The organism is Burkholderia sp. 22PA0099, assembly GCF_047497165.1.
Lineage (GTDB): Bacteria > Pseudomonadota > Gammaproteobacteria > Burkholderiales > Burkholderiaceae > Burkholderia.
In genome coordinates this window covers 1,925,990-1,946,614 of the sequence record NZ_CP163165.1, presented here as the reverse complement: position 1 = coordinate 1,946,614, position 20,625 = coordinate 1,925,990, and the positions used below count along the sequence as shown (strand labels likewise).

Here is a 20,625-nt window from a genome sequence, read left to right as displayed (position 1 = left end):
AGCGGTGTTGGGGTCCGCAGCGGCGCCCGGCGATGCCGGGGAAGCCTTGGTCGGTCAGACGTCGTCGTCGGGCGTCCGCTCGTCGGATCGATTCACGGCACCGTATCGTTCACTCACGCGCACGGTGCAACAACGAAAAAGCGGACTCGCGAGTCCGCTTTTTTCATGGCGGCGCATCGGTGGCGTCGCTTAGCTCATCAGGCCCGGCGCTCCGTACTCAGTACGTATCGAACGCCGCCTGCAAGGCCTGCGCGCCGCTCACGCCGGACGCGAGCGCCAGCATCAACAGCACGCGCGCCTTGAACGGATTCAACGAACCGGCGCTGACGAAGCCCAGCGCATCGTCGCTGGCCGCGCCGTTGCGCATCACATGGCCCGAGCCGACGCGCGAGGCGCGCACCACGGCCACGCCCTTCGCCACCGCATCGACCAACGCGGCCTGCAACGTGGCGTGGATCGAGCCGTTGCCGGTGCCCGCCACGACGATGCCCTTCACCCCGGCCGCCACCAGCGCATCGACGGCCGTGCGCGACACGCCCGCATAGCTCGTCACGATCTCGACGGCCGGCCAGTCGGCGCCCACCGCGAACGGCGTCGCGGCGGTATGCGCGCGCACCACGCCGCGCGCGAATTCGACGCGGCCGTCCTGCACCCAGCCGAGCACGCCCAGCTCCGGAGACTGGAACGCATCGACGGCGTAGGTGCTGGTCTTCACCACGTCGCGCGCGCTGTGGATCTTGTTGTTGAACGCAACCAGCACGCCCTGGCCGTGCGCGGCCGGGCTGGCCGCGACGGTCACGGCATTGAGCAGGTTCAGCGGGCCGTCGGACGACAGCGAGGTGGCCGGGCGCATCGCCGCGGTCAGCACCACCGGCTTGGCGGTCTTGACGGCCAGATGCAGCAGCGTGGCGGTTTCCTCCAGCGTGTCGGTGCCGTGGGTGATCACGATGCCGTCGATGCGCGGATCGGCAGCCAGCGCGTCAACACGCTGCGCCAGCACGATCCACAGCGCCGGATCGAGATCCTTGCTGTCGATGCTGGCGATCTGCTCGCCCTCGATCCGCGCGACGCGCGCCAGCGCCGGCACGGCGTCGAGCAGCGAGGCGATGCCGAGCGCGCCGGCCTGGTAGCCGGCCGTGTTGGTGGCGTCGGGCGCGGCGCCCGCGATCGTGCCGCCGGTGGCGAGAACCGCGATGCGCGGCAGCGAGGCCGGCGCGGCGGAGGAAATCGGTTGGGAGGTCGGAAGTGTCATGGCCGGGATTGTAATCGCTGCGATTGCCGACGTGCGAGGTGGCCTGCCGGTTCGGGAGGCCTGGCCGCGAGACGCCCGCCCCGTTGGTGGAAACACCGTCAACGCGGCGGCCCCGCCACGCGTTAGTCCCTTTGTTGTTCCCGAAATGGTTTGCCATAATGGCCCGGCGATTCGCGCCACGCGCATCGTCCCAGGTGTCACGACTACGCCAATTATTGAACCGGAGTGTCCAATGAAAATCCGATCGCTCATGGCCGCGCTGCTCGTCGGCGGCATGCTGGCTTCCCCCGCGTTCGCCGCGAACAGCCAGCAAGACAAGATGAAGGCCTGCAACACGCAAGCCGCCGGCAAGAAGGGCGACGAACGCAAGGCGTTCATGAAGGATTGCCTGTCGGCCACCCCGCCGAAGATGTCGCAACAGGACAAGATGAAGGCCTGCAACACGCAAGCCACCGGCAAGAAGGGTGACGACCGCAAGGCATTCATGAAGAGCTGCCTGTCGAACCAGCCGCCGGCCTGACGCGCGCGGTTCCCGCTGCGTCACGCTCCGATGCCGCGCCCTGCTCACGCAGGCGCGGCATTTTTCATGGTGCGCGGCGCCCGCCTTCCGATTTGCTTTCAACTGTTGAGAAATTCAAAATTTCACCAGCCGAATCAATACGTTAACGATCTGAAACGATTTGACACTGTTTTTACCGAGATGCGGCGATAAGCCGCGGATGGCTGTGATATAAACGTGGCGCTTGACCCCGTTTCGGCGGGACGACCCGCGAAACCACACCTGATGGAGAAAACAACATGCAAAAACGCAATCTCGTGTTGAAAGCCGCCGCCGCGCTCATCGTCGGAAGTCTCGCACTGACCGGCTGCACCACCACCCCGGACAAGCCCGATAACGCCTCGACCAGCGCCTCGAAGCGCAACGCGATCGACGCCAGCGTGAACGCGACGCTGTCGCGCCTCTACACCACCGTGCCCGGCTCGCGCGAACTGGCCGCCAAGTCGCGCGGCATCCTGGTGTTCCCGAGCGTGTTGCAGGCGGGCTTCATCGTCGGCGCGCAAACCGGCAATGGCGCGCTGCGCGTCGGCGGCAGCACGGCCGGCTACTACAACACGTCGTCGCTGTCGGTCGGCCTGCAGGCCGGTGCGCAATCGAAGGCCGTGGTGTTCCTGTTCATGACGCAGGATGCGCTCGACAAATTCCGCGGCACCGACGGCTGGTCGGCCGGCGCCGACGCCTCGGTCGCGCTCGTCAAGATGGGCGCGAACGGCGCGGTCGACACCAACACGGCCACCGCGCCGGTGGAAGTGATCGTGCTGACCAACGCGGGCCTGATGGGCGACGTGTCGATCAACGGCACCAAGGTGTCGCGCATCAACCCGTAAGCCGGTGAGCATGACGCGCCTGCGCGGCCGGCAAGGGCTGCGCGGGTGCCGATACGCAATCCAGCGAGCATGAAAAAACGCCCCGAGAAACTCGGGGCGTTCTTGTTTGCGGGTGCCAGTGCCTTCGGCCAGCCGCATCGTCATGATGCCGAATCGATCACCTTGAAGCGCGAGCGCTTCTGCGCGCGGATCAGCGCCTGATAGACATCCACGTACTGCTGCGCCATCCGGCGCGACGTGAAGCGCTCCTCGAAGCGCTGCCGCACGCGCGTGCGCGACAGCCGCGACAGCCGGTTCACGGCCGCCACCGCACCGATTTCGTCCTCGACGATATAGCCGGTCAGCCCTTCGTCGATCACCTCCGGCACCGCGCCGCGATTGAACGCGATCACCGGCGTGCCGCACGCCATCGCCTCGATCATCACCAGGCCGAACGGCTCCGGCCAGTCGATCGGGAACAGCAGCGCATGCGCGCCGGACAGGAATTCGGCCTTCTGGTTGTCGGCGATCTCGCCGATGTATTCGACGTGCGGCAGCGCGAACAGCGGCTTGATCTTGCGTTCGAAATATTCCTCGTCGGCCGTATCCACCTTGGCCGCGATGCGGATCGGCAGGCCGCAGCGCTCGGCGATGCGAATCGCGCGATCGACGCGCTTCTCGGGCGAAATGCGGCCGAGGAACGCCAGATAGCGCGGCTCGACCGGCTGCGGCGTGTAGAGCGTGTCGGGCAGCCCGTGCAGCACCGTGCCGAGCCAGTTCGCGCGCGGCAGCGGCTGGCGCTGCGAGTTCGAGATCGATACCACCGGCGCGGTATCGAACAGGTCGAAGATCGGCTGCTGTTCGAGCAGGTCGAGACGGCCGTGCAAGGTGGTCAGGAACGGCGTGGGCTGCCGCTTGAACACCGAGAACGAGTAGTAATCCATATGGAAATGCAGCACGTCGAACTCGGCGGCGCGGCGTGCCACGCGCTCCATCAACAGCATGTGCGGGGCGACGCGGTCGCGGATCGACACGTCGAGCCGCATGGCGCGCGGCCACACGGCGTCGAGCTTCGCGCTGGTCTGCGAATCCCCGCTCGCGAACAGCGTGACGTCGTGTCCGAGTTCAACCAGCGCCTCGGTGATGTAGGACACGACGCGTTCCGTGCCGCCGTAGAGCTTCGGCGGCACCGATTCGGTCAAAGGCGCGATCTGAGCAATCTTCATCGTTATGTTCTCCAGGAACGCCCGCCGGCTGCGGCGCGACAAAGCCACCGCCTGCCGCGCGCCGGTACTGCGCCATTATTGGCCGATCGGCGGCCGCCTGGGCACCCGGATTGCATTTTCTGGACGTTGTTACAGCACGGATACATTCGATGCCGGTCTGATTTACCGCATCGCGGCAGCCGGTGTTCGACCCGATTTCAAGCCGCCCGGCAAGCCGGCCCCGCACTCAGCGCGACGGCCATTTCCAGGCCGGGCGCTCGGGGCCGTCTTCATCGAGGCGCGTTTCGCCGAGCCGCTTGTCGAGCACCAGCGACAGGCTGCCGGCCTCGCGCTCCAGCGTCGCGATCAGCCGCGACGCATGCGACACGACGATCACCTGCGAGCGCGCGGAGGCCAGCGCGATCAACCGGCCGAGCGCCGGCAGCAGGTCCGGATGCAGGCTGGTTTCCGGTTCGTTCAGCACCAAGAGGGCCGGCGGGCGCGGCGTCAGCAGCGCGGCCGCGAGCAGCAGGTAGCGCAGCGTGCCGTCCGACAACTCGGCCGCGCCGAGCGGGCGCAGCAGGCCGGGCTGGCGCATCGTCACCTCGAAGCGCCCGCGCCCGCCGACGTTGTCGACGGCCACCCGTGCACCGGGGAACGCATCGTCGATGCTGGCCGCCAACGCCTCGCGGTCGCCGATCTCGATGATCGTCTGCAGGGCCGCGGCCAGATCGGCGCCGTCGTCGGCCAGCACCGGCGTGTGCGTGCCGATCTGGGTCTGGCGGGCCGGCGCGCCGGCATCGGTGCGGAAATGGTCGTAAAAGCGCCACGAGCGAATTCGCTCGCGCACCGCGATCATCTCGGGTGCGCCGGCCGGATCGACGAACTCGGTCAGCATGCTGTCGAACGAGGCGACCGGCTGCGGCACGCTGCGCCATTCGCCGCCGGCCGTGCGGGTGCGCAGGTGCGCGCCCTGCCGATCGACCAGCAGCGTCGACGGCCGCAGCAGCGCGCCGGCCCAGACGCATTCGCGCTTGATCACCGGATCGAGGCCGAACTGGGTATCGGAGACGATCGGCAGGCCGACGTCGATCGCGTAACCGAAATCCTCGCAGGTGAAGCCGAGCTTCAGCGACACCGGGCCGGAGCGGGTCACGCCCTGCACCGGCGCCTCGCCCGCCTGCATCGCACGCGAGAAGCGCTCGGGGCCGGCCCACAACGTGGAGGCCAGCCCGCCCTCGCGCGCCAGCGACGGAATCGCGCGGCCCTGCGCCGTATCGGCCAGCAGCCGCAGCGCGCGATAGACGCTCGATTTGCCGCTGCCGTTCGGCCCCGTCACCACGTTGAGCCCGGCCAGCGGCACGATGAAATCTCGCAGCGAGCGGTAGTTCTCGACGGCCAGGGCCGTCAGCCGCGGCAGCGATGGGCGGCAGGTGCCATGGCTCATGACGGATCGGCCCGGTTCAGCGCAGCGGCGCTTCGGCCGCGGCCGGATCGGCCGGCGTGTTGGCCGAGGTGCTGGAGGCCGGCGGGTGCGACAGCCACGACGGCAGGTCCGGCGTGCTCGCCTCGCCCGGCGTGGCCAGCTCCATGCGCCCGCGCGGCAGGCTGTCCGGGTAATGCGTCTGCAGGAACGCGATCAAGCCTTCGCGCACGCGGCAGCGCAAGTCCCACGACAGCGACGAATCGACCGAGCTGACCAGCGCGCGCAACTGGATCGAGCGCTCGGTCGCGTCGGTCACCTGCAACACCTGCACGCGGCCATCCCACTCGGGCGCCGAGGTCACGATCCGCGACAGTTCCGCACGCAGCGGTTCGAGCGGCGTGCGGTAATCGACGAACAGAAACACCGTGCCGATGATCTCGGCGCTGTTGCGGGTCCAGTTCTGGAACGGATTCTCGATGAACCATTGCAGCGGCACCACAAGCCGGCGTTGATCCCAGAGCCGCACCGAGACATAAGTGCCGGTGATTTCCTCGATCCGGCCCCATTCGCCCTGGATCACCACCACGTCGTCGAGCCGGATCGGCTGCGAGAGGCCGATCTGCAAGCCCGCGATCAGGTTGCCGAGCACCGGCCGCGCGGCGATACCGGCCACCAGCCCGGCCACGCCGGCCGAGGCCAGCAGGCTGGCGCCAATCTGCCGCACGTTCGGAAACGTCATCAGCGCGGCGCCCGCACCGACGATCACCACCACCACCATCGCCGAGCGTGCCAGCACCCGCGCCTGGGTGTGGATGCGGCGCGCGGCAAGATTATCGGCCCGGTCGACCGGATTGGCCTGCACGATCGCCTCGCCCACCGCCGCCGCGAGCCGCATCAGCAGCCAGGTCAGGGCGATGATCAGCCCGACGGCCGACAGCGTGCGCAGGCCGCCCGCATGCGACAGCTCGTCGGCGACTTGCAGGGACAGGAATTCGAGCACGAGGAACGACAGCACGGCGAGCGCGGGCCGGTCGATATAGCGCACGATGACGCTCATGAACGGATACGGGCGCGCGAGCGGAATCAGGATTCGCGCGCCGAGCCGGTGGACACCGGCCGCGAGGGCCAGCAGGAGCACGGCAACGAACAGCGTGCCAAGCCAGGTGTGGAGCGGCGCATCGGCGATGGCCGCGAGTTGATCGATAGGGATCGTCATCGCGCGGGGTGTCGTCGTTGGGGCGGGCGGGGTGCCCGCTACAGGTGGTTCGGGGCGCGGCCGCGCGAAAACCGCCACGGTGCGCCAGGAAGGCCGGCCGAAGCCGGCAACGCTGTGTCAGGCGCGGGCGGCCCGCTGCGCCGGCGCAAACCGGCCGCCGATGCGGGCGCGCCCGTGATTCAGATCAGTTGCCGTTGCGGCACGGAAACGCCTTGCCGAGGCCGAGCGACACGGCCGTGCTCGCGTTGTAGTCGACGATCTTGGGATTCTCGGCGACGTACTTGCGGATCGCGTCGGTCATCTGCTGCGCCTTGATGTCGGGCGGCAGGCAGAAATACTGGCCGACGCGTGGCCCGGTGGTGCCGCCGATGGCGTCGATCGTGTTGTAGACGCCATCCGCGGCGCCCTCGATATACGCACCGCACGATGCGCGCGACTTCACGTCGGTCTTCGCACAGAGCTTGTCGAGATCACCGGCCGTGAAGGCGTGCGCGGAAAGCGGCGCGACGAACACGGCGGCAAAAAACAGCGCCCGCAACATTGGATATTCCTTATGTCAGGTCGGCGGCGTCAGGCCGGTACGACGAAAGCGGCGCGGCAAGCGCCGCGCCCAAAACCGCTATTTTGCACTGTTTTGGCCACCAGCCCCATTCCCGTTCGCGGGCTGGGCGTCGCCGAGGCGCGTGGTGCGCTTCGAGAGGATCTGGACCGCGTCGGGCGCCTTGTAGTGCTGGGCGAATTCCAGCGCGGTGACGCCGAGCTGGTTCTTGATGGCCGGATCGGCGCCCTGGTCGAGCAGCAGCGTGACGGTCGTGTCGTGGTTGCCGCGCGCGGCCATCATCAGCGGCGTGGTGCCGTTCGGCGAGCCGGCGTCGATATAGGCCGACTTGTCGATCAGGTAGCGCACCACCTCGTCCTGGCCGTTGGTGGCCGCGTAATGCAGCGGCGACCAGCCCTTCTTGCTGACTTCGGCGCCCTTGTCGATCAGCAGCTTGACGAGTGGCAAATCGCCGTTGAGCGACGCCATCATCAGCGCGTTCTCGCCGGCCGGATCGGTTTTCTCGAGATCGACGTTCGGCGCGGACGCCAGCGCGTCGGCCACCTTGTCGGACTTTTCGCGCGCGGCGATCACCAGCAGCGGGTTGCCCTTGTCGTCGGTCAGGTTCGGGTCGAGGCCCTGCTTCAGTTGCTTGGCGATGTCGCTGATATCGTCGAACTTGACGGCCTTGACGATCGCATCGCGCGATTCGGCGTGCGCGAGCGGCGCCGCGAAGCCGGCTGCCAGGCCGGCGGACAGGACGAGCGCGCGCAGCGCGACGCCCGGGCGAGACATGGACGGACCGTTCATCGGTTTCATATTGTTGGCTCCTACCCTGGGTTGATCCGGTGCGGCAGCGCCTCAGGCGGCGATGCCGAACAGCCGGAAAAAGTTCTGCGAGGTCGCGGCGGCGAGCGCTTCGTCGGACATGCCGCGTTGCGCCGCGATAAAGCGTCCGACATAACTGACGTACGCAGGTTCATTCGGCTTGCCGCGATACGGCACCGGCGCGAGGTACGGCGAGTCGGTTTCGATCAGCAGGCGCTCGATCGGCACGCGCCGCGCCACGTCCTGCACGTCCTCGGCCTTCTTGAACGTGACGATGCCCGACAGCGAGATATGGAAGTTCTGCGCGAGCGCCGCCTCGGCCACCGGCCACGGCTCGGTGAAACAGTGCATCACGCCGCCCGGCACCGAGGCGTTTTCCTCGGCCATGATCCGCAGCGTGTCCTCCGACGAGGCGCGCGTATGGATGATCAGCGGCTTGCGCGTGGCGTGCGCGGCGCGAATGTGAGTGCGAAAGCGCTCGCGCTGCCATTCCATGTCGGCGATGCTGCGCTCGCCGAGCCGGTAGTAGTCGAGGCCGGTTTCACCGATCGCCACCACCTTCGGGTGCGCGGCCAGCTCGATCAACTCGGCCAGCGACGGCTCGCGCACGTCCTCGTGATCGGGATGCACGCCGACCGACGCGTAGATGTGCGCGTGCTGCTCGGCGATCGCGAGCACCTGCGGCAGCGTTTCCAGATCGACCGACACGCACAGCGCATGCGTGACCTGCTGCTCGCGCATGTTGGCGAGCACCTCGGGCAGCCGGTCGGCGAGGCCTTCGAAATTGATGTGGCAATGGGAATCGACGAACATCCTGCGCTTCCTGTCAGACGGTGAAAAAAGCCGGCGCGGCGTGGCCCGGGCTGGGCGGCCTGGGGCTCACGCGAACATCTCGCGATAGCCGAGGAACAACTCCTCGAACACGAGCCGCGCATTGAGCGGGTGATTCTCGATCGCGCGCTGCCGCGTGACGGTCTTGATGAAACGCGCGAACGCGTTCGCGTCGACGGCCGCCGCGCAGCGTTCGAGCGCGGCGCGCTGGGCCGGGAAATAACGCGGCTGGCCGGCCGCGCGCTGGGCCAGCAGATCGTAGTTCCAGCGCTGCAGCCAGCCGAGCACGACCGGCACCGGCAGTTTCTGGAGCGATTCGCCGCAGGCGAACGCGTCGCACTTCGGGCCGGCGGCCAATTGTGCCAGCGTCCAGTCGCGCAGCGGCCGGTGCTCGTCGCTGGCCAGCGCGAGCGCGGTCAGCGGCGCGCCGCCGGCCTCGGCCAGCAACGCGGCCGCATCGGGCACGCGCTGTGCGTCGAGCCAGGCCACGGCGGCCTCGTGCGACGGCAAGGTCATCGGCCATTGGCGGCAGCGGCTGATGATGGTCGGCAGCAGCCGGTCGAGCCGCGCCGACACCAGCAGGAACACCATGCCCGCGGGCGGCTCCTCGAGCGTCTTGAGCAATGCGTTGGCGGCGGCCACGTTGAGCGCTTCGGCCGGATACAGCACCACCACGCGCGCGCCGCCGCGGTGCGAACCCACGCCGGCGAAATCGAGCAGCCCGCGCACCTGCTCGATCTTGATTTCCTTGCTCGGCGTGCGGGTTTTCTTGCCGCCCTCGTCGTCGGCCTTCGGCTCCTCGGCCACCGCGCCCGGCGCCTCGCCGGCCAGCGCCTCGGGCAGCACCACCCGGTAATCGGGATGGTTGCCCTGCGCGAACCAGTTGCAGGCCACGCACTGGCCGCACGGCTCGCCGTCGGCCTGCGGCGCTTCGCACAGGAAGCCCTGCGCCAGATGCTGCGCGAAGCGCAGCTTGCCGATGCCGGCCTGGCCATGCAGCAGCAGCGCATGCGGCCAGGCCGTGCGCAGCGCCTGGAGGCGGTTCCAGTCGTCGGTTTGCCACGGATAGATCATCGGATCGGCCCCCTGCTCAAAGCGCGGCCAGCACGGCGTCGAGCTGCCGCTGGATCTGCGCGATCGACTGCGTGGCGTCGACGATGACGAAGCGGTACGGCGCTTCCTCGGCACGGCGCAGATATTCGGCGCGCGTGCGCAGGAAGAAGGCATCGCTTTCCGCCTCGAACTTGTCGGGCGCGCGCGCCGCGCCGCGCCGCTCGCTGGCGATATCGGGCGGCACGTCGAACAGCAGCGTCAGATCGGGCTGAAAACCGCCCTGCACCCAACGTTCGAGCGCTTCCAGCTTGTCGCGCGGCAGCCCGCGCCCGCCGCCCTGGTAGGCGAACGTGGCGTCGGAGAAGCGATCGGACACCACCCAGTCGCCCCGCGCGAGCGCCGGCTCGATCACGCGCGCCAGATGCTCGCGGCGGCTCGCGAACATCAGCAGCGCCTCGGTTTCCAGGTCCATCGGTTGCTCCAGCAACACCGTGCGCAGCGCCTCGCCGAGCGTGGTGCCGCCCGGCTCGCGCGTTTGCACGACCTGCCGGCCAGCGCTCGCGCCCCGCGCGCGCAATTGCTCGCAGAACCAGGCGAGGTGCGTGGTCTTGCCCGCGCCGTCGATCCCCTCGAACGTGATGAATTTTCCACGCGCCATCTCATTGACCTCGAATGTATTTGTCCACGGCCTTGTTGTGATCGCCGAGCGTATCCGAGAAGACGCTCGTGCCGTCGCCCTTCGCGACGAAATAGAGCGCCGCGGTGGCGGCCGGGTTCACGGCGGCCTGCAGCGCCGCCACGCCCGGAAGCGCGATCGGCGTCGGCGGCAGGCCGCGGCGCGTGTAGGTATTGTAAGGAGTGTCCATTTGCAGATCCCGTCGGCGCAGGTGGCCGTCGTAGGCGTCGCCCAGGCCGTAGATCACGCTCGGGTCGGTCTGCAGCGGCATGCCGATCTTCAGCCGGTTCGCGAACACCGCCGCCACCAGGGAGCGGTCGGCCGCGTGGCCGGTTTCCTTTTCGACGATCGACGCCACCGTCAGCATTTCATAGGGCGAGCGATACGGCAGGCCCGGTGCTCGCATGCGCCACGCCTCGTCGATGCGCGTCTGCATCAGGTGGTAGGCGCGCCGGTAGACGTTGATATCACTGGTGCCCTTGTCGAACAGATAGGTATCGGGAAAGAACAGGCCCTCGCCGCTGCCGCGGTTGATCTCGGCCGGCGTCGCGCCGATCGCGCGCAGCACTTCCGTGTCGCTCAGGCCGAGCGTGGTGTGCACGAGGGCCGGATTGGTGTCGAGCTCGGCACGCATGCGCTTGAAGGTCCAGCCCTCGATCACGGTCGCCACGTATTCGTTGACGTCGCCGCGCGCGAGCTTCTGCAAGACGTCGTACGACGTCAAGCCGGTATTGAATTCGTAATTGCCCGATTTGAGGCGGCTCGACAGGCCGAGCACGCGCGTCATCAGCGTGAACAACTGCGGCTGCAGCGGCACGCCGCCATGCACGAGCTGCTGCGCGACGCTCTTGACGCTGCTGCGGGGCTTGATCGTGACATCGATGGTCGGGGCCGGCAAAACGAGGGGCTGGATCGCCAGATAATAACCGCCGCCCGCCAGTGCAGCGGCCACGACGACGGCCGCCGCCGCGAGCGCGGCGCATTTTGAGAATAAGGACATCGGCAACGGGGTTCGGTGAAGGTCAATATAATACTTGCTTGTCTCTGCCAAAGTCAGGATTGACTGCTCCCCAGTTCCATGAACCTACCGATCACGAACGGGGCGCCCGCTGCGGCTGCCCCCAGCCTCCCCGACCTGCCCCGTCCCGCCGCCGCCGAATTCGAGGCGGTGCGCACGGGCGGCGCCTACGCGGCGCTGCCGCAGTTCGGCATCATCGATGTCGCCGGCGACGATGCCGCGACTTTCCTGCACAGCCAACTCACCAACGATGTCGAACACCTCGACGCGGCCAGCGTCCGGTTGGCCGGCTACTGCTCGCCGAAAGGCCGGCTGCTGGCGTCGTTCACCACCTGGCGCAGCGCCAATGGCGTGCGCCTGCTGGTCTCGAAGGATATTCAGCCCGCCGTCCAGAAGCGGCTCTCGATGTTCGTGCTGCGCGCCAAGGCCAAGCTCGGCGACGCGGCCGAGCTGGTCGCCACCGGCTTTGCCGGCGACGTGCGCGAGGCGCTGTCGGGGCTGTTCGAGGCGCTGCCCGACGGCGTTCACACCAAGCTCGACGGCCCGGCCGGCACGCTGATGCGCCTGCCCGACGCGGCCGATCGCCCGCGCTACCTGTGGATCGCCACCCGCGAGCAGTTCGACGCGGCGGCGCCCGCGCTCGACGGCAAGCTCGCGCGCGTCTCGCCGGCCGTGTGGGATTGGCTCGAAATTCGCGCGGCCGAGCCCCGCATCACGCAGCCGGTGGTCGAGCAGTTCGTGCCGCAAATGGTCAACTACGACGTGATCGGCGCCGTCAATTTCCGCAAGGGCTGCTATCCGGGCCAGGAAATCGTCGCGCGCAGCCAGTATCGCGGCACGATCAAGCGCCGCACGGCGCTGGTGCACGCCGAGGTCGAGCCCAACACGGCCCGCCCCGGCACCGAGCTGTTCCACAGCGAGGATCCGGGCCAGCCGTGCGGGATGATCGTCAACGCGGCCGCGTCGCCCGAGGGCGGCATCGATGCCCTGGTCGAGATCAAGCTGGCCGCGCAGGAAGGCGGCTCGGTCCATCTCGGCGCGGCCGACGGCCCGGCGCTGCGCTTCCTGCCGCTGCCCTACGCATTGCCCACCGAAGTCTGAGCGCGCGTGCTATCGTGGCGCGCGGCTTGGCGCGCCCCGTCGCGCCTGCCCGGGCCGCGCACCCCGATCCCAGCGAGGGACTCACCCGATGTGCCTGATCGTATTCGACTGGCAGCCCGAGGCCGACGATGGCCCGGTGCTGACGCTCACCGCCAACCGTGACGAATTCTTCCGGCGCACGAGCGCGCCGATCGCCTGGTGGGAGGATGTGCCGGGCGTGCTGGCCGGCCGCGACCTCGAAGGCGGCGGCACCTGGCTCGGCGTGTCGCGCGATGGCCGCTTCGCCGCGCTAACCAACTATCGCGCCCCGTTCGACATCCGCGCCGGCGCGCCCACGCGCGGCAAGCTGGTGTCCGATTTCCTCGGCGGCCGCAACGTCGCGCCGCTCGACTACCTCGCCCATCTTGCCGGCACCGCCGCGCTCTACAACGGCTTCAACCTACTGGTGGGCGACTGCCGCCGCCGCGAACTGGCCTGGTACTGCAACCGGCCGGCCGAACCCGATACGCCGCTCGACCCGCCGCTGCTGCTCGGCCCGGGCGTGCACGGCCTGTCGAACGCGCGGCTCGATACGCCGTGGCCGAAGCTGGTCCACAAGCGCAGCGAACTGGGCACGCTGCTGACCGACGACGCCATGCCGTCGCTCGACACGCTGATCGACATCATGCGCGACACGCGCACCGCCGACGACGACGCGCTGCCGCACACCGGCATTCCGCTCGCCCGCGAGCGCGCACTGTCGGCCGCCTTCATCGAAACGCCCGAATACGGCACACGCGGCACCACCGCGCTGCGCGTGACGATGAAGGAACGTTCGCGGCTCACGGTCGAGATCAAGGAACGCAACGACGACGACGGCTCGCACCGCATCGTGCGCCCCGGCGCGTTCGAGCGCGCGGCGAGCTTCGACGTCGATCTGGGCGGCGCGGCGCCACGCTGACCCGCCCGGCTGGCGCGGTTCGCGTTCGAGGCCTCCTAATCGGCCTCGAACGCCGCGCGCAGCGCCTGCGCCGCATCGGCATGCGCTTGCCGCACCGCCGGCACGAAGCCGCCCATCTTGAAGAACTCGTGGATCATGCCGTCGTAGCGCACCAGCGCGACGGCGTTGCCGGCCGCGCGCAGCTTGTCCGCATAGGCCTCGCCCTCGTCGCAGAGCGGATCGTATTCGGCCACCGCGATCCAGGCCGGCGCCAGGCCCGCGAACGACGGCGCGCCGCGCATGCCGTCGAGCGGCGCGAAGCGCCAATCCTCGCGATCGGCGCGGTTCGGCACGTACTGCGAGAAAAACCACTGGATCGTTTCGGCCGTCAGCAGATAGCCATGCGCGAGCCGCGCATGCGAGGCCGTCTGCTGGAAGGCGGTCAACCCCGGATAGATCAGCAATTGCAGCCGTGGCTGCAGGCCGCGATCGCGCGCCAGCACCGCGACCGCCGCGGCCAGCGTGCCGCCCGCGCTGTCGCCGCCCACCGCGAGCCGCGCCGCGTCGAGGCCGAATTCGCCGGCGTGCCGGTGCAGCCACGCGAACGCGTCGTCGGCATCGTCATGGGCGGTCGGGAACGTCGCCTCGGGCGCGAGCCGGTAATCGACCGACAGCACCGCGCACTGCGCGTCGCGCGCGAACATCCGGCACAGCGCGTCGTGCGTGTCGACGCTGCCGATCGTGAAGCCGCCACCGTGGAAATAGACGAGCGCCGGCAGCGGTTCGGCCAGGCTCGGTTCGATCGGCAGATAGAGCCGCGCGCGGATCGTTGCGCCGTCGCGCGTCGGCACGCTCAGGTCTTCCACCGAGGCCATCGGCGCGGGCGCGGGCGCGAGATCGAGGATCGGCGCGCTGCGCGCATAAGCGGCGCGCACGGCTTGCGGCGTCTGCGACGCGTAGGACGGTTGCCGGGTGCGCTCGATCATGTCGAGCACGCGGGCGATGTCGGGATTCAACGGCATGGGCGGGAAAAGTCGGGAACGCGGCGGTGTGCGCCGCGAACCGGGTCAACCCGATTCACGGCAGGCGCACACCGCCCAAGTCAGGTCAGCGCGACCAGTTGCTTGCCGAAGTTGTGGCCCTTCAGCATGCCGAGAAACGCCTCGGGCGCGCGCTCGATGCCCTGCGCGATCGTCTCGCGGTAATGCAGCTCGCCGTTCGCCACCAGCGCCTCGAGTTCGCCCAGCGCCTGCGGCCACGAATCGAGCTGCTCGGTGACGATGAAGCCCTGCACGCGCAGCCGTGCGCGCAGGATCGCGGTGGCCTGCGTGATCGGCGCGGGCTGGCCGTCGTAGCCCGCGATCATGCCGCATACGGCGATCCGGCCGAACGCGTTCATCAGCGCGAGCGTCGCGTCGAGGCCCGGGCCGCCGACGTTCTCGAAGCAGCCATCGATGCCGTCCGGCGCGGCCGCGGCCAGATCCTCGGCGATGCGCCCGGCCTTGTAGTCGACGCAGGCGTCGAAGCCGAGCGTCTCCACCACGAAGCGGCACTTGGTTTCGCCGCCGGCAATGCCGATCACGCGGCAGCCGGCGCGCTTGGCCAATTGCCCGACCACGCTGCCCACCGCCCCGCTCGCCGCGCTGACCACCACCGTCTCGCCGCGCTTCGGCTCGATGATGCGGTTCAATCCGTACCAGGCCGTCACGCCCGGCATGCCGATCACGCCGAGATAGGCCGACAGCGGCACGCCGCTCGCGCCGATCTTGCGCAGCCCGGCGCCGTTCGAGGTGCCGTGCGTCTGCCAGCCGAACATGCCGGTCACGCGATCGCCGACGGCAAAGCCCGCATGACGCGATTCGACCACCTCGCCGGCCGTCTCGCCGATCATCACGGTATCGAGTGCCTGCGGCGCCGCATACGATTTCGCCGTGCTCATCCGGCCGCGCATGTACGGATCGAGCGACAGGAAATGATTGCGCACGCGCAGCTCGCCGTCGTCAAGCGGCGCGAGCGGCGTTTCCACCAGCTTGAAATTGTCGAGGCGGGCTGCGCCGTCGGGACGGGATACGAGCCATACCTGCCGATTGATGTCTGTCATCGCTGTCTCCTGGTCGTCGATCGTGATGCGTAGATGCGTCTTGAAGCATGTCTGGCGCGCCGGGCGTCGCGCCAAACGAAGCGGCCCCGCCGTTGCGGGCGGGGCCGTGGGAATGCGGGGGCGCTCAGGCGTCGCTCGGCCCCGGTTTCGCGCCCGGATCGGTGCGCGAGCGCTGCCGGGCGATGTCGCGGCCCACCGCCAGCCGTTTCATGTACTTGAACGTGCCCACCGCCTTGGCGACGAAGTTGCCTTCGCTGTCGCGCACCTCGCCCTCGCAATAGGCCATGGTGGTCGAGCGGTGCATCACGCGGCCGTAGGCGCGCAACTCGCCGCGCCCCGGCTGCATGAAGTTGACCTTCATTTCCACCGTGACCACGCCCACGCCGTCGTCGGTCAGGCTGCGCGCGGCCATCGCCAGCGCCACGTCGGCCAGCGTCATGGTCACGCCGCCGTGCGCGATGCTCCAGGTGTTCATGTGCTGCTCGGCCAGCGGCAGCATGATCTCGCTCGCGCCGTCCTTGGCCGTGACGAGCTTCACGCCGAGCGCGTCGACGAACGGGCTTTCGATCGAGAGCGGCGTTTGCCGTGGAGTGCCGGTGGTGCTCATGCCGCTCACCGCGCCGCGTGGTCGACGAGGTAATCCATGCACTCGCGCGATTCGCGCACCAGGCCGACGAACTTCTTCACTTCCTCGTGAACTGGGTGAACGGCGTAGGCGTCGAGCGACGCCTTGTCGGTGAATTCGGACACCAGCACCACGTCGTAGGTGGCTTCGAGGCCATCGGTGGCGAGGCCGACATCCAGGTAGAGCAGGCCCGGCACGATGCCGCGGCAGGCTTCGAGCTTCTGCTTGAGCGTGACGCTGTTCTCGGCGCGCGTGGCGCCGTTTGCCGATTCCTTCAGTTTCCACATCACGATGTGACGAATCATGGTGCCTTCTTGCTTGACGAGTCGAGGGTGAACCGAAGCCGGCATGCGCCGGCCATCCAGACCCGAAGCCTACCAAACTTGCGGGCGGCGCGAACGGCCGGCATGCGACCGCCCGCGCCGCCCGGAAAGGCTTTCGTCAGGATCGCGCGCCGCCTCAGGCGATCTCGAACAGCCCGGCCGCGCCCTGCCCGCCGCCGATGCACATCGTCACCACCACGTACTTCGCGCCGCGCCGCTTGCCCTCGATCAGCGCGTGGCCGGTCAGCCGCGCGCCCGACACGCCGTACGGATGGCCGACCGCGATCGCGCCGCCGTTCACGTTGAGCCGGTCGGCCGGGATGCCGAGCGTGTCCTGGCAATACAGCACCTGCACCGCGAACGCCTCGTTCAGCTCCCACAGATCGATGTCGGAAACCTTCAGGCCCGCCTTCTTGAGCAGCTTCGGCACCGCGTACACCGGGCCGATGCCCATTTCGTCGGGCTCGCAGCCGGCCACCGCGAAGCCGCGGAAGATGCCGAGCGGCGTCAGCCCCTCGCGCTCGGCCAGCTTGGCGTCCATCACCACGCAGGCCGACGCGCCGTCCGAGAACTGGCTCGCGTTGCCGGCCGTGATCACGCCGCCGGGCACAGCCGAGCGGATCTTCGCGACGCCGTCGAGCGTGGTGTCGGCGCGGATGCCTTCGTCGGCCGACAGCGTCACCTCGCGCGTGAACAGCCGGCCGGTGGCCTTGTCGGCAACGCCCGCCAGCACCGTGATCGGCACGATCTCGGCATCGAAGCGCCCGGCCTCGCGTGCGGCCGCCGCGCGCAGTTGCGACTGCACGCCGTATTCGTCCTGCCGCGCCTTGGCGATGCCGTAGCGCTTGGCGACGTTCTCGGCCGTCTGCAGCATGTTCCAGTAGATCTCGGGCTTGTGCTCGCGCAGCCAGCCTTCCTGGAGCATGTGGTGGTTCATCTCGTTCTGCACGCACGAGATCGATTCCACGCCGCCCGCCACGAACACCTCGCCTTCGCCCGCGATCACGCGTTGCGCGGCCAGTGCGATGGTCTGCAATCCCGACGAACAGAAGCGGTTGACGGTCATGCCCGGCACCGATACCGGCAAGCCGGCGCGCAGCGCGATCTGGCGCGCGATGTTGGCGCCGGTCGCGCCTTCGGGGTTCGCGCAGCCCATCAGCACGTCCTCGACGCGCGCGGGATCGAGCTTCGCGCGTTCGACGGCGGCGGCCACCACATGGCCGCCGAGCGTCGCGCCGTGCGTCATGTTGAGCGCGCCGCGCCACGATTTGGCCAGCGCGGTGCGGGCGGTGGATACGATTACGGCTTCGGTCATGCCTGTCTCCGGGTAGGAATGGCTTGCAGCGCGATGACGCTGCGTTGAATTGGCGTCGGGCTATGTGAAAGCGCGCTCAGACGCGCACCGCCTCCGACTGCACGCGCGCCACGCCGGCGGCGTCGAGTTCGCGCCAGGCGCGCTCGAGCGAGCCGTTCAGGTCGATGGCGCGGCACGCGTCCTCGATCACGGCGGCCTCGAAGCCGGCCGCGCGCGCGTCGAGCGCCGACCACGCCACGCAGTAATCGGTCGCGAGGCCGCAGCACCACACGCGCTTCGCGCCGAGCGCGCGCAGATAGCCGGCCAGCCCGGTCGGCGTCGCGCGATCGGCTTCGACGAACGCCGAATAGCTGTCGACGGCGGCATCCAGCCCCTTGCGGATCACGAGCCGCGCCTGCGGCACGTCGAGATCGCGATGCAGTGCCGCGCCCGGCGTGTCCTGCACGCAGTGCACGGGCCACAGCACCTGCTCGCCGTACGGCAGCGCGAGCATCGAGAACGGCTCGCGCCCCGGGTGGTTGGCCGCGAACGACACATGCGCGCGCGGGTGCCAATCCTGCGTGATCACCACCTGATCGAAACGCCGGGCGAGCCGGTTGACGACCGGCACCACGGCATCGCCGTCGGTCACGGCCAGCGCGCCGCCCGGCATGAAATCGTTCTGCACGTCGATCACGAGCAGCACGTCGTCGGTTCGCATCATCGCTTCGCTCCTCAACCGTTGAAGCCCTTGCCGCTCGCGGCCAGCGCCGCAATGGACAACGCCGGTTGCCACGCGTCGCCGTTCGCGCCGGCCGCGTAGCGGCGCATCGCGCGCTCGACGTTGTAGAGGCCGACCGTGTCGGCGTACAGCATCGGGCCACCGCGCCAGAGCGGGAAGCCATAGCCGGTCAGATAGACCATGTCGATGTCGGACGCCTTCGAGGCGATGCCTTCCTCGAGAATCTTCGCGCCCTCGTTGACGAGCGCATACACGAGCCGCTCGACGATCTCGTCGTCGGGGATCGCGCGGCGCTCGACGCCGGCTTGCTTCGAATACGCCAGCACGAGTTCGTCGACCAGCTTCGACGGTTTCGCGCGCCGCTCGCCCGGTTGGTAGTCGTACCAGCCCGCGCCGGTCTTCTGGCCGAAACGGCCCTGCTCGCACAGCCGGTCGGCGATCTTCGAATAGTGCAGATCGGGCTGCTCGACGTAGCGGCGCTTGCGGATCGCCCAGCCGATATCGTTGCCGGCCAGGTCGCTCATGCGGAACGGCCCCATCGCGAAGCCGAACGCCTCGATCGCGCGATCGACCTGCGCGGGCAACGCGCCTTCCTCCAGCATGAACAGCGCCTGGCGGATGTACTGCTCGATCATGCGGTTGCCGATGAAGCCATCGCACACGCCCGACACCACGGCCGTCTTGCGGATCTTCTTGGCGACCTGCATGACGGTGGCCAGCACGTCCTTGGCGGTTTGCGCGCCGCGCACCACTTCGAGCAGCTTCATGACGTTGGCCGGGCTGAAGAAGTGCAGGCCGACCACGTCCTGCGGACGCTGCGTGAACGCGGCAATCCTGTTTACGTCGAGCGTCGAGGTGTTCGAGGCCAGGATCGCGCCGGGCTTGGCCACCGCGTCGAGTTGACGGAACACCTGCTCCTTCACACCCAGTTCCTCGAACACGGCCTCGACGATCAGGTCGGCGTCCTTCAGGTCGTCATAGGCGAGCGTCGGCGCGATCAGCGCCATGCGCGCTTCGAGCTTCGCCTCGCTGAGCTTGCCCTTCCTGACCTGCGCCTCGTAGTTCTTGCGGATCGTCGCCAGCCCGCGATCGAGCGCGTCCTGCTGCGTTTCGAGCAGCGTGACGGGCAGCCCCGCGTTCAGGAAATTCATGGTGATGCCGCCGCCCATCGTGCCCGCGCCGATCACGCCGACCCGGCGGATCTCGCGCACGGGCGTATCGGCCGGCACATCCGGAATCTTGCTCGCGGCGCGCTCGCCGAAGAACGCGTGACGCAACGCGCGGCTTTCGGGCGTCTGCACCAGCGCGACGAAGCCCTCGCGCTCGTCGATCAGGCCTCGATCGAAGCCATGCAGCACGCCCGATTCGATCGCGTCGATGCACTTGTGCGGCGCCGGGTAGTTCGGCGCGGCGGCCTTCGCGCTGTTGCGCGCGAACTGGATGAAGCCGGCCGCGTTCGGATGCTCGATCGTGCGGTCGCGCACGCGCGGATGCGGGCCGGGCAGCGCGCCGACGCGCTGTGCGAGCGCCACGGCCGCATCGAGCAGGTCGCCCTCGGCCAGTTCGTCGAACAGGCCGCTTTGAGCCAGTTGTTCGGACGGCACCGGCGCGCCCGACACGATCATGTTCAGCGCCGTTTCGAGGCCCACCGCGCGCGGCAGCCGCTGCGTGCCGCCCGCGCCGGGCAACAGGCCGATCTTGACCTCGGGCAGCGCCACCTGGGTGCCGGGCGCGGCGATCCGGTAATGCGCGCCGAGCGCCAGCTCCAGCCCGCCGCCCATCACCACGCTGTGCACGGCGGCCACCACCGGCTTGGCGCTGGCCTCGACAGCCGCGATGGTGGTGTGCAGGTTCGGTTCCTGGAGCGCCCTAGGTGTGTTGAATTCGGTGATGTCGGCGCCGCCCGAGAATGCGCGCCCCGCGCCGGTCAGCACGATCGCCTTGACGGCCGGATCGGCCAGCGCGCGGTCGAGGCCCGCCATCAAGCCGGCGCGCGTCGAATAGCCGAGCCCGTTGACGGGCGGATTGTTGAGCGTAAGGACGGCGACGCCGTCGCGAGTCGTGTAATCCACTGCCATCTGCCTGCCTCCATGCGGTTACGCGGGCCGTTGC

General features: G+C 68.9%; 21 protein-coding genes. 4 read left to right on the top strand and 17 right to left on the bottom strand.

Annotation, left to right across the window (positions count from 1 at the left end; translation table 11 throughout):
• Positions 1–217: 217 nt before the first annotated feature.
• Entirely contained in the window at positions 218–1,252 is a 1,035-nt protein-coding gene (locus AB4851_RS24280; RefSeq protein ID WP_414451757.1) for an asparaginase, read from the bottom strand.
• A 232-nt stretch (positions 1,253–1,484) separates the two neighbouring features.
• Between AB4851_RS24280 and AB4851_RS24275 the strand changes: the two genes are divergently transcribed.
• Both AB4851_RS24275 and AB4851_RS24270 read left to right on the top strand, forming a co-directional pair.
• On the top strand, positions 1,485–1,772 hold the full coding sequence (locus AB4851_RS24275) for a PsiF family protein (RefSeq protein ID WP_414451756.1): 288 nt from the start codon (positions 1,485–1,487) through the stop codon (positions 1,770–1,772).
• A gap of 278 nt (positions 1,773–2,050) precedes the next feature.
• Entirely contained in the window at positions 2,051–2,638 is a 588-nt protein-coding gene (locus tag AB4851_RS24270; protein ID WP_414445485.1) for a YSC84-related protein, read from the top strand.
• A 140-nt stretch (positions 2,639–2,778) separates the two neighbouring features.
• On the opposite strand, the gene AB4851_RS24265 is transcribed toward AB4851_RS24270, so the two are convergent.
• From AB4851_RS24265 to mltG, 9 genes are all read right to left on the bottom strand, one after another.
• Entirely contained in the window at positions 2,779–3,843 is a 1,065-nt protein-coding gene (locus AB4851_RS24265) for a glycosyltransferase family 4 protein (protein ID WP_414451755.1), read from the bottom strand.
• Between the two features lie 226 nt (positions 3,844–4,069).
• Entirely contained in the window at positions 4,070–5,269 is a 1,200-nt protein-coding gene (locus AB4851_RS24260) for an AAA family ATPase (RefSeq protein ID WP_414451754.1), read from the bottom strand.
• A gap of 16 nt (positions 5,270–5,285) precedes the next feature.
• A complete protein-coding gene (locus AB4851_RS24255) occupies positions 5,286–6,464 on the bottom strand; it encodes a mechanosensitive ion channel family protein (RefSeq protein ID WP_414451753.1) in 1,179 nt (392 codons plus the stop codon).
• 184 nt (positions 6,465–6,648) lie between these two features.
• Positions 6,649–7,005, bottom strand: coding sequence for a Rap1a/Tai family immunity protein (locus tag AB4851_RS24250; RefSeq protein ID WP_414445489.1), 357 nt, complete (start codon positions 7,003–7,005; stop codon positions 6,649–6,651).
• A 78-nt stretch (positions 7,006–7,083) separates the two neighbouring features.
• Positions 7,084–7,821 (bottom strand): ankyrin repeat domain-containing protein, encoded by a 738-nt coding sequence (locus AB4851_RS24245; RefSeq protein ID WP_414445490.1) that lies wholly within the window; start codon positions 7,819–7,821, stop codon positions 7,084–7,086.
• Positions 7,822–7,863: 42 nt separating this feature from the next.
• Positions 7,864–8,643 carry a TatD family hydrolase gene (locus AB4851_RS24240; RefSeq protein WP_414451752.1) on the bottom strand — a complete coding sequence of 260 codons (780 nt, stop codon included), beginning with the start codon at positions 8,641–8,643 and terminating at the stop codon, positions 7,864–7,866.
• A 66-nt stretch (positions 8,644–8,709) separates the two neighbouring features.
• Positions 8,710–9,735 carry a DNA polymerase III subunit delta' gene (locus AB4851_RS24235; protein WP_414451751.1) on the bottom strand — a complete coding sequence of 342 codons (1,026 nt, stop codon included), beginning with the start codon at positions 9,733–9,735 and terminating at the stop codon, positions 8,710–8,712.
• Between the two features lie 16 nt (positions 9,736–9,751).
• On the bottom strand, positions 9,752–10,372 hold the full coding sequence (gene tmk / locus AB4851_RS24230; RefSeq protein WP_414451750.1) for a dTMP kinase: 621 nt from the start codon (positions 10,370–10,372) through the stop codon (positions 9,752–9,754).
• 1 nt (position 10,373) lies between these two features.
• Positions 10,374–11,390 (bottom strand): endolytic transglycosylase MltG, encoded by a 1,017-nt coding sequence (gene mltG, locus AB4851_RS24225; protein WP_414451749.1) that lies wholly within the window; start codon positions 11,388–11,390, stop codon positions 10,374–10,376.
• 78 nt (positions 11,391–11,468) lie between these two features.
• On the opposite strand from mltG, the gene AB4851_RS24220 reads away from it, so the two are divergent.
• A complete protein-coding gene (locus AB4851_RS24220) occupies positions 11,469–12,509 on the top strand; it encodes a YgfZ/GcvT domain-containing protein (RefSeq protein WP_414451748.1) in 1,041 nt (346 codons plus the stop codon).
• Between the two features lie 88 nt (positions 12,510–12,597).
• Positions 12,598–13,449, top strand: a complete 852-nt coding sequence (locus AB4851_RS24215; RefSeq protein ID WP_414451747.1) for an NRDE family protein — start codon at positions 12,598–12,600, stop codon at positions 13,447–13,449.
• A gap of 35 nt (positions 13,450–13,484) precedes the next feature.
• Here the strand turns inward: AB4851_RS24215 and AB4851_RS24210 are convergent, their stop codons facing one another.
• The 7 genes from AB4851_RS24210 to AB4851_RS24180 all read right to left on the bottom strand — a co-directional run bounded on the left by AB4851_RS24210 (position 13,485) and on the right by AB4851_RS24180 (position 20,591).
• Positions 13,485–14,450, bottom strand: coding sequence for an alpha/beta hydrolase fold domain-containing protein (locus tag AB4851_RS24210; protein ID WP_414451746.1), 966 nt, complete (start codon positions 14,448–14,450; stop codon positions 13,485–13,487).
• Positions 14,451–14,530: 80 nt separating this feature from the next.
• Positions 14,531–15,529, bottom strand: coding sequence for an NADP-dependent oxidoreductase (locus AB4851_RS24205; RefSeq protein ID WP_414451745.1), 999 nt, complete (start codon positions 15,527–15,529; stop codon positions 14,531–14,533).
• Between the two features lie 124 nt (positions 15,530–15,653).
• Positions 15,654–16,136: a PaaI family thioesterase gene (locus AB4851_RS24200; protein ID WP_414445499.1), complete on the bottom strand. Its 483-nt coding sequence runs from the start codon at positions 16,134–16,136 to the stop codon at positions 15,654–15,656.
• A gap of 5 nt (positions 16,137–16,141) precedes the next feature.
• Positions 16,142–16,459 carry a Dabb family protein gene (locus tag AB4851_RS24195; protein WP_414445500.1) on the bottom strand — a complete coding sequence of 106 codons (318 nt, stop codon included), beginning with the start codon at positions 16,457–16,459 and terminating at the stop codon, positions 16,142–16,144.
• Positions 16,460–16,613: 154 nt separating this feature from the next.
• Positions 16,614–17,792, bottom strand: coding sequence for an acetyl-CoA C-acyltransferase (locus AB4851_RS24190; RefSeq protein WP_414451744.1), 1,179 nt, complete (start codon positions 17,790–17,792; stop codon positions 16,614–16,616).
• Positions 17,793–17,868: 76 nt separating this feature from the next.
• The gene (gene pncA, locus AB4851_RS24185) at positions 17,869–18,495 is read right to left on the bottom strand and encodes a bifunctional nicotinamidase/pyrazinamidase (RefSeq protein ID WP_414451743.1); all 627 of its coding nucleotides are present in this window, start codon (positions 18,493–18,495) and stop codon (positions 17,869–17,871) included.
• 11 nt (positions 18,496–18,506) lie between these two features.
• Complete coding sequence (locus tag AB4851_RS24180; RefSeq protein WP_414451742.1) at positions 18,507–20,591, bottom strand: 3-hydroxyacyl-CoA dehydrogenase NAD-binding domain-containing protein; 2,085 nt, start codon at positions 20,589–20,591, stop codon at positions 18,507–18,509.
• Positions 20,592–20,625: the final 34 nt, after the last annotated feature.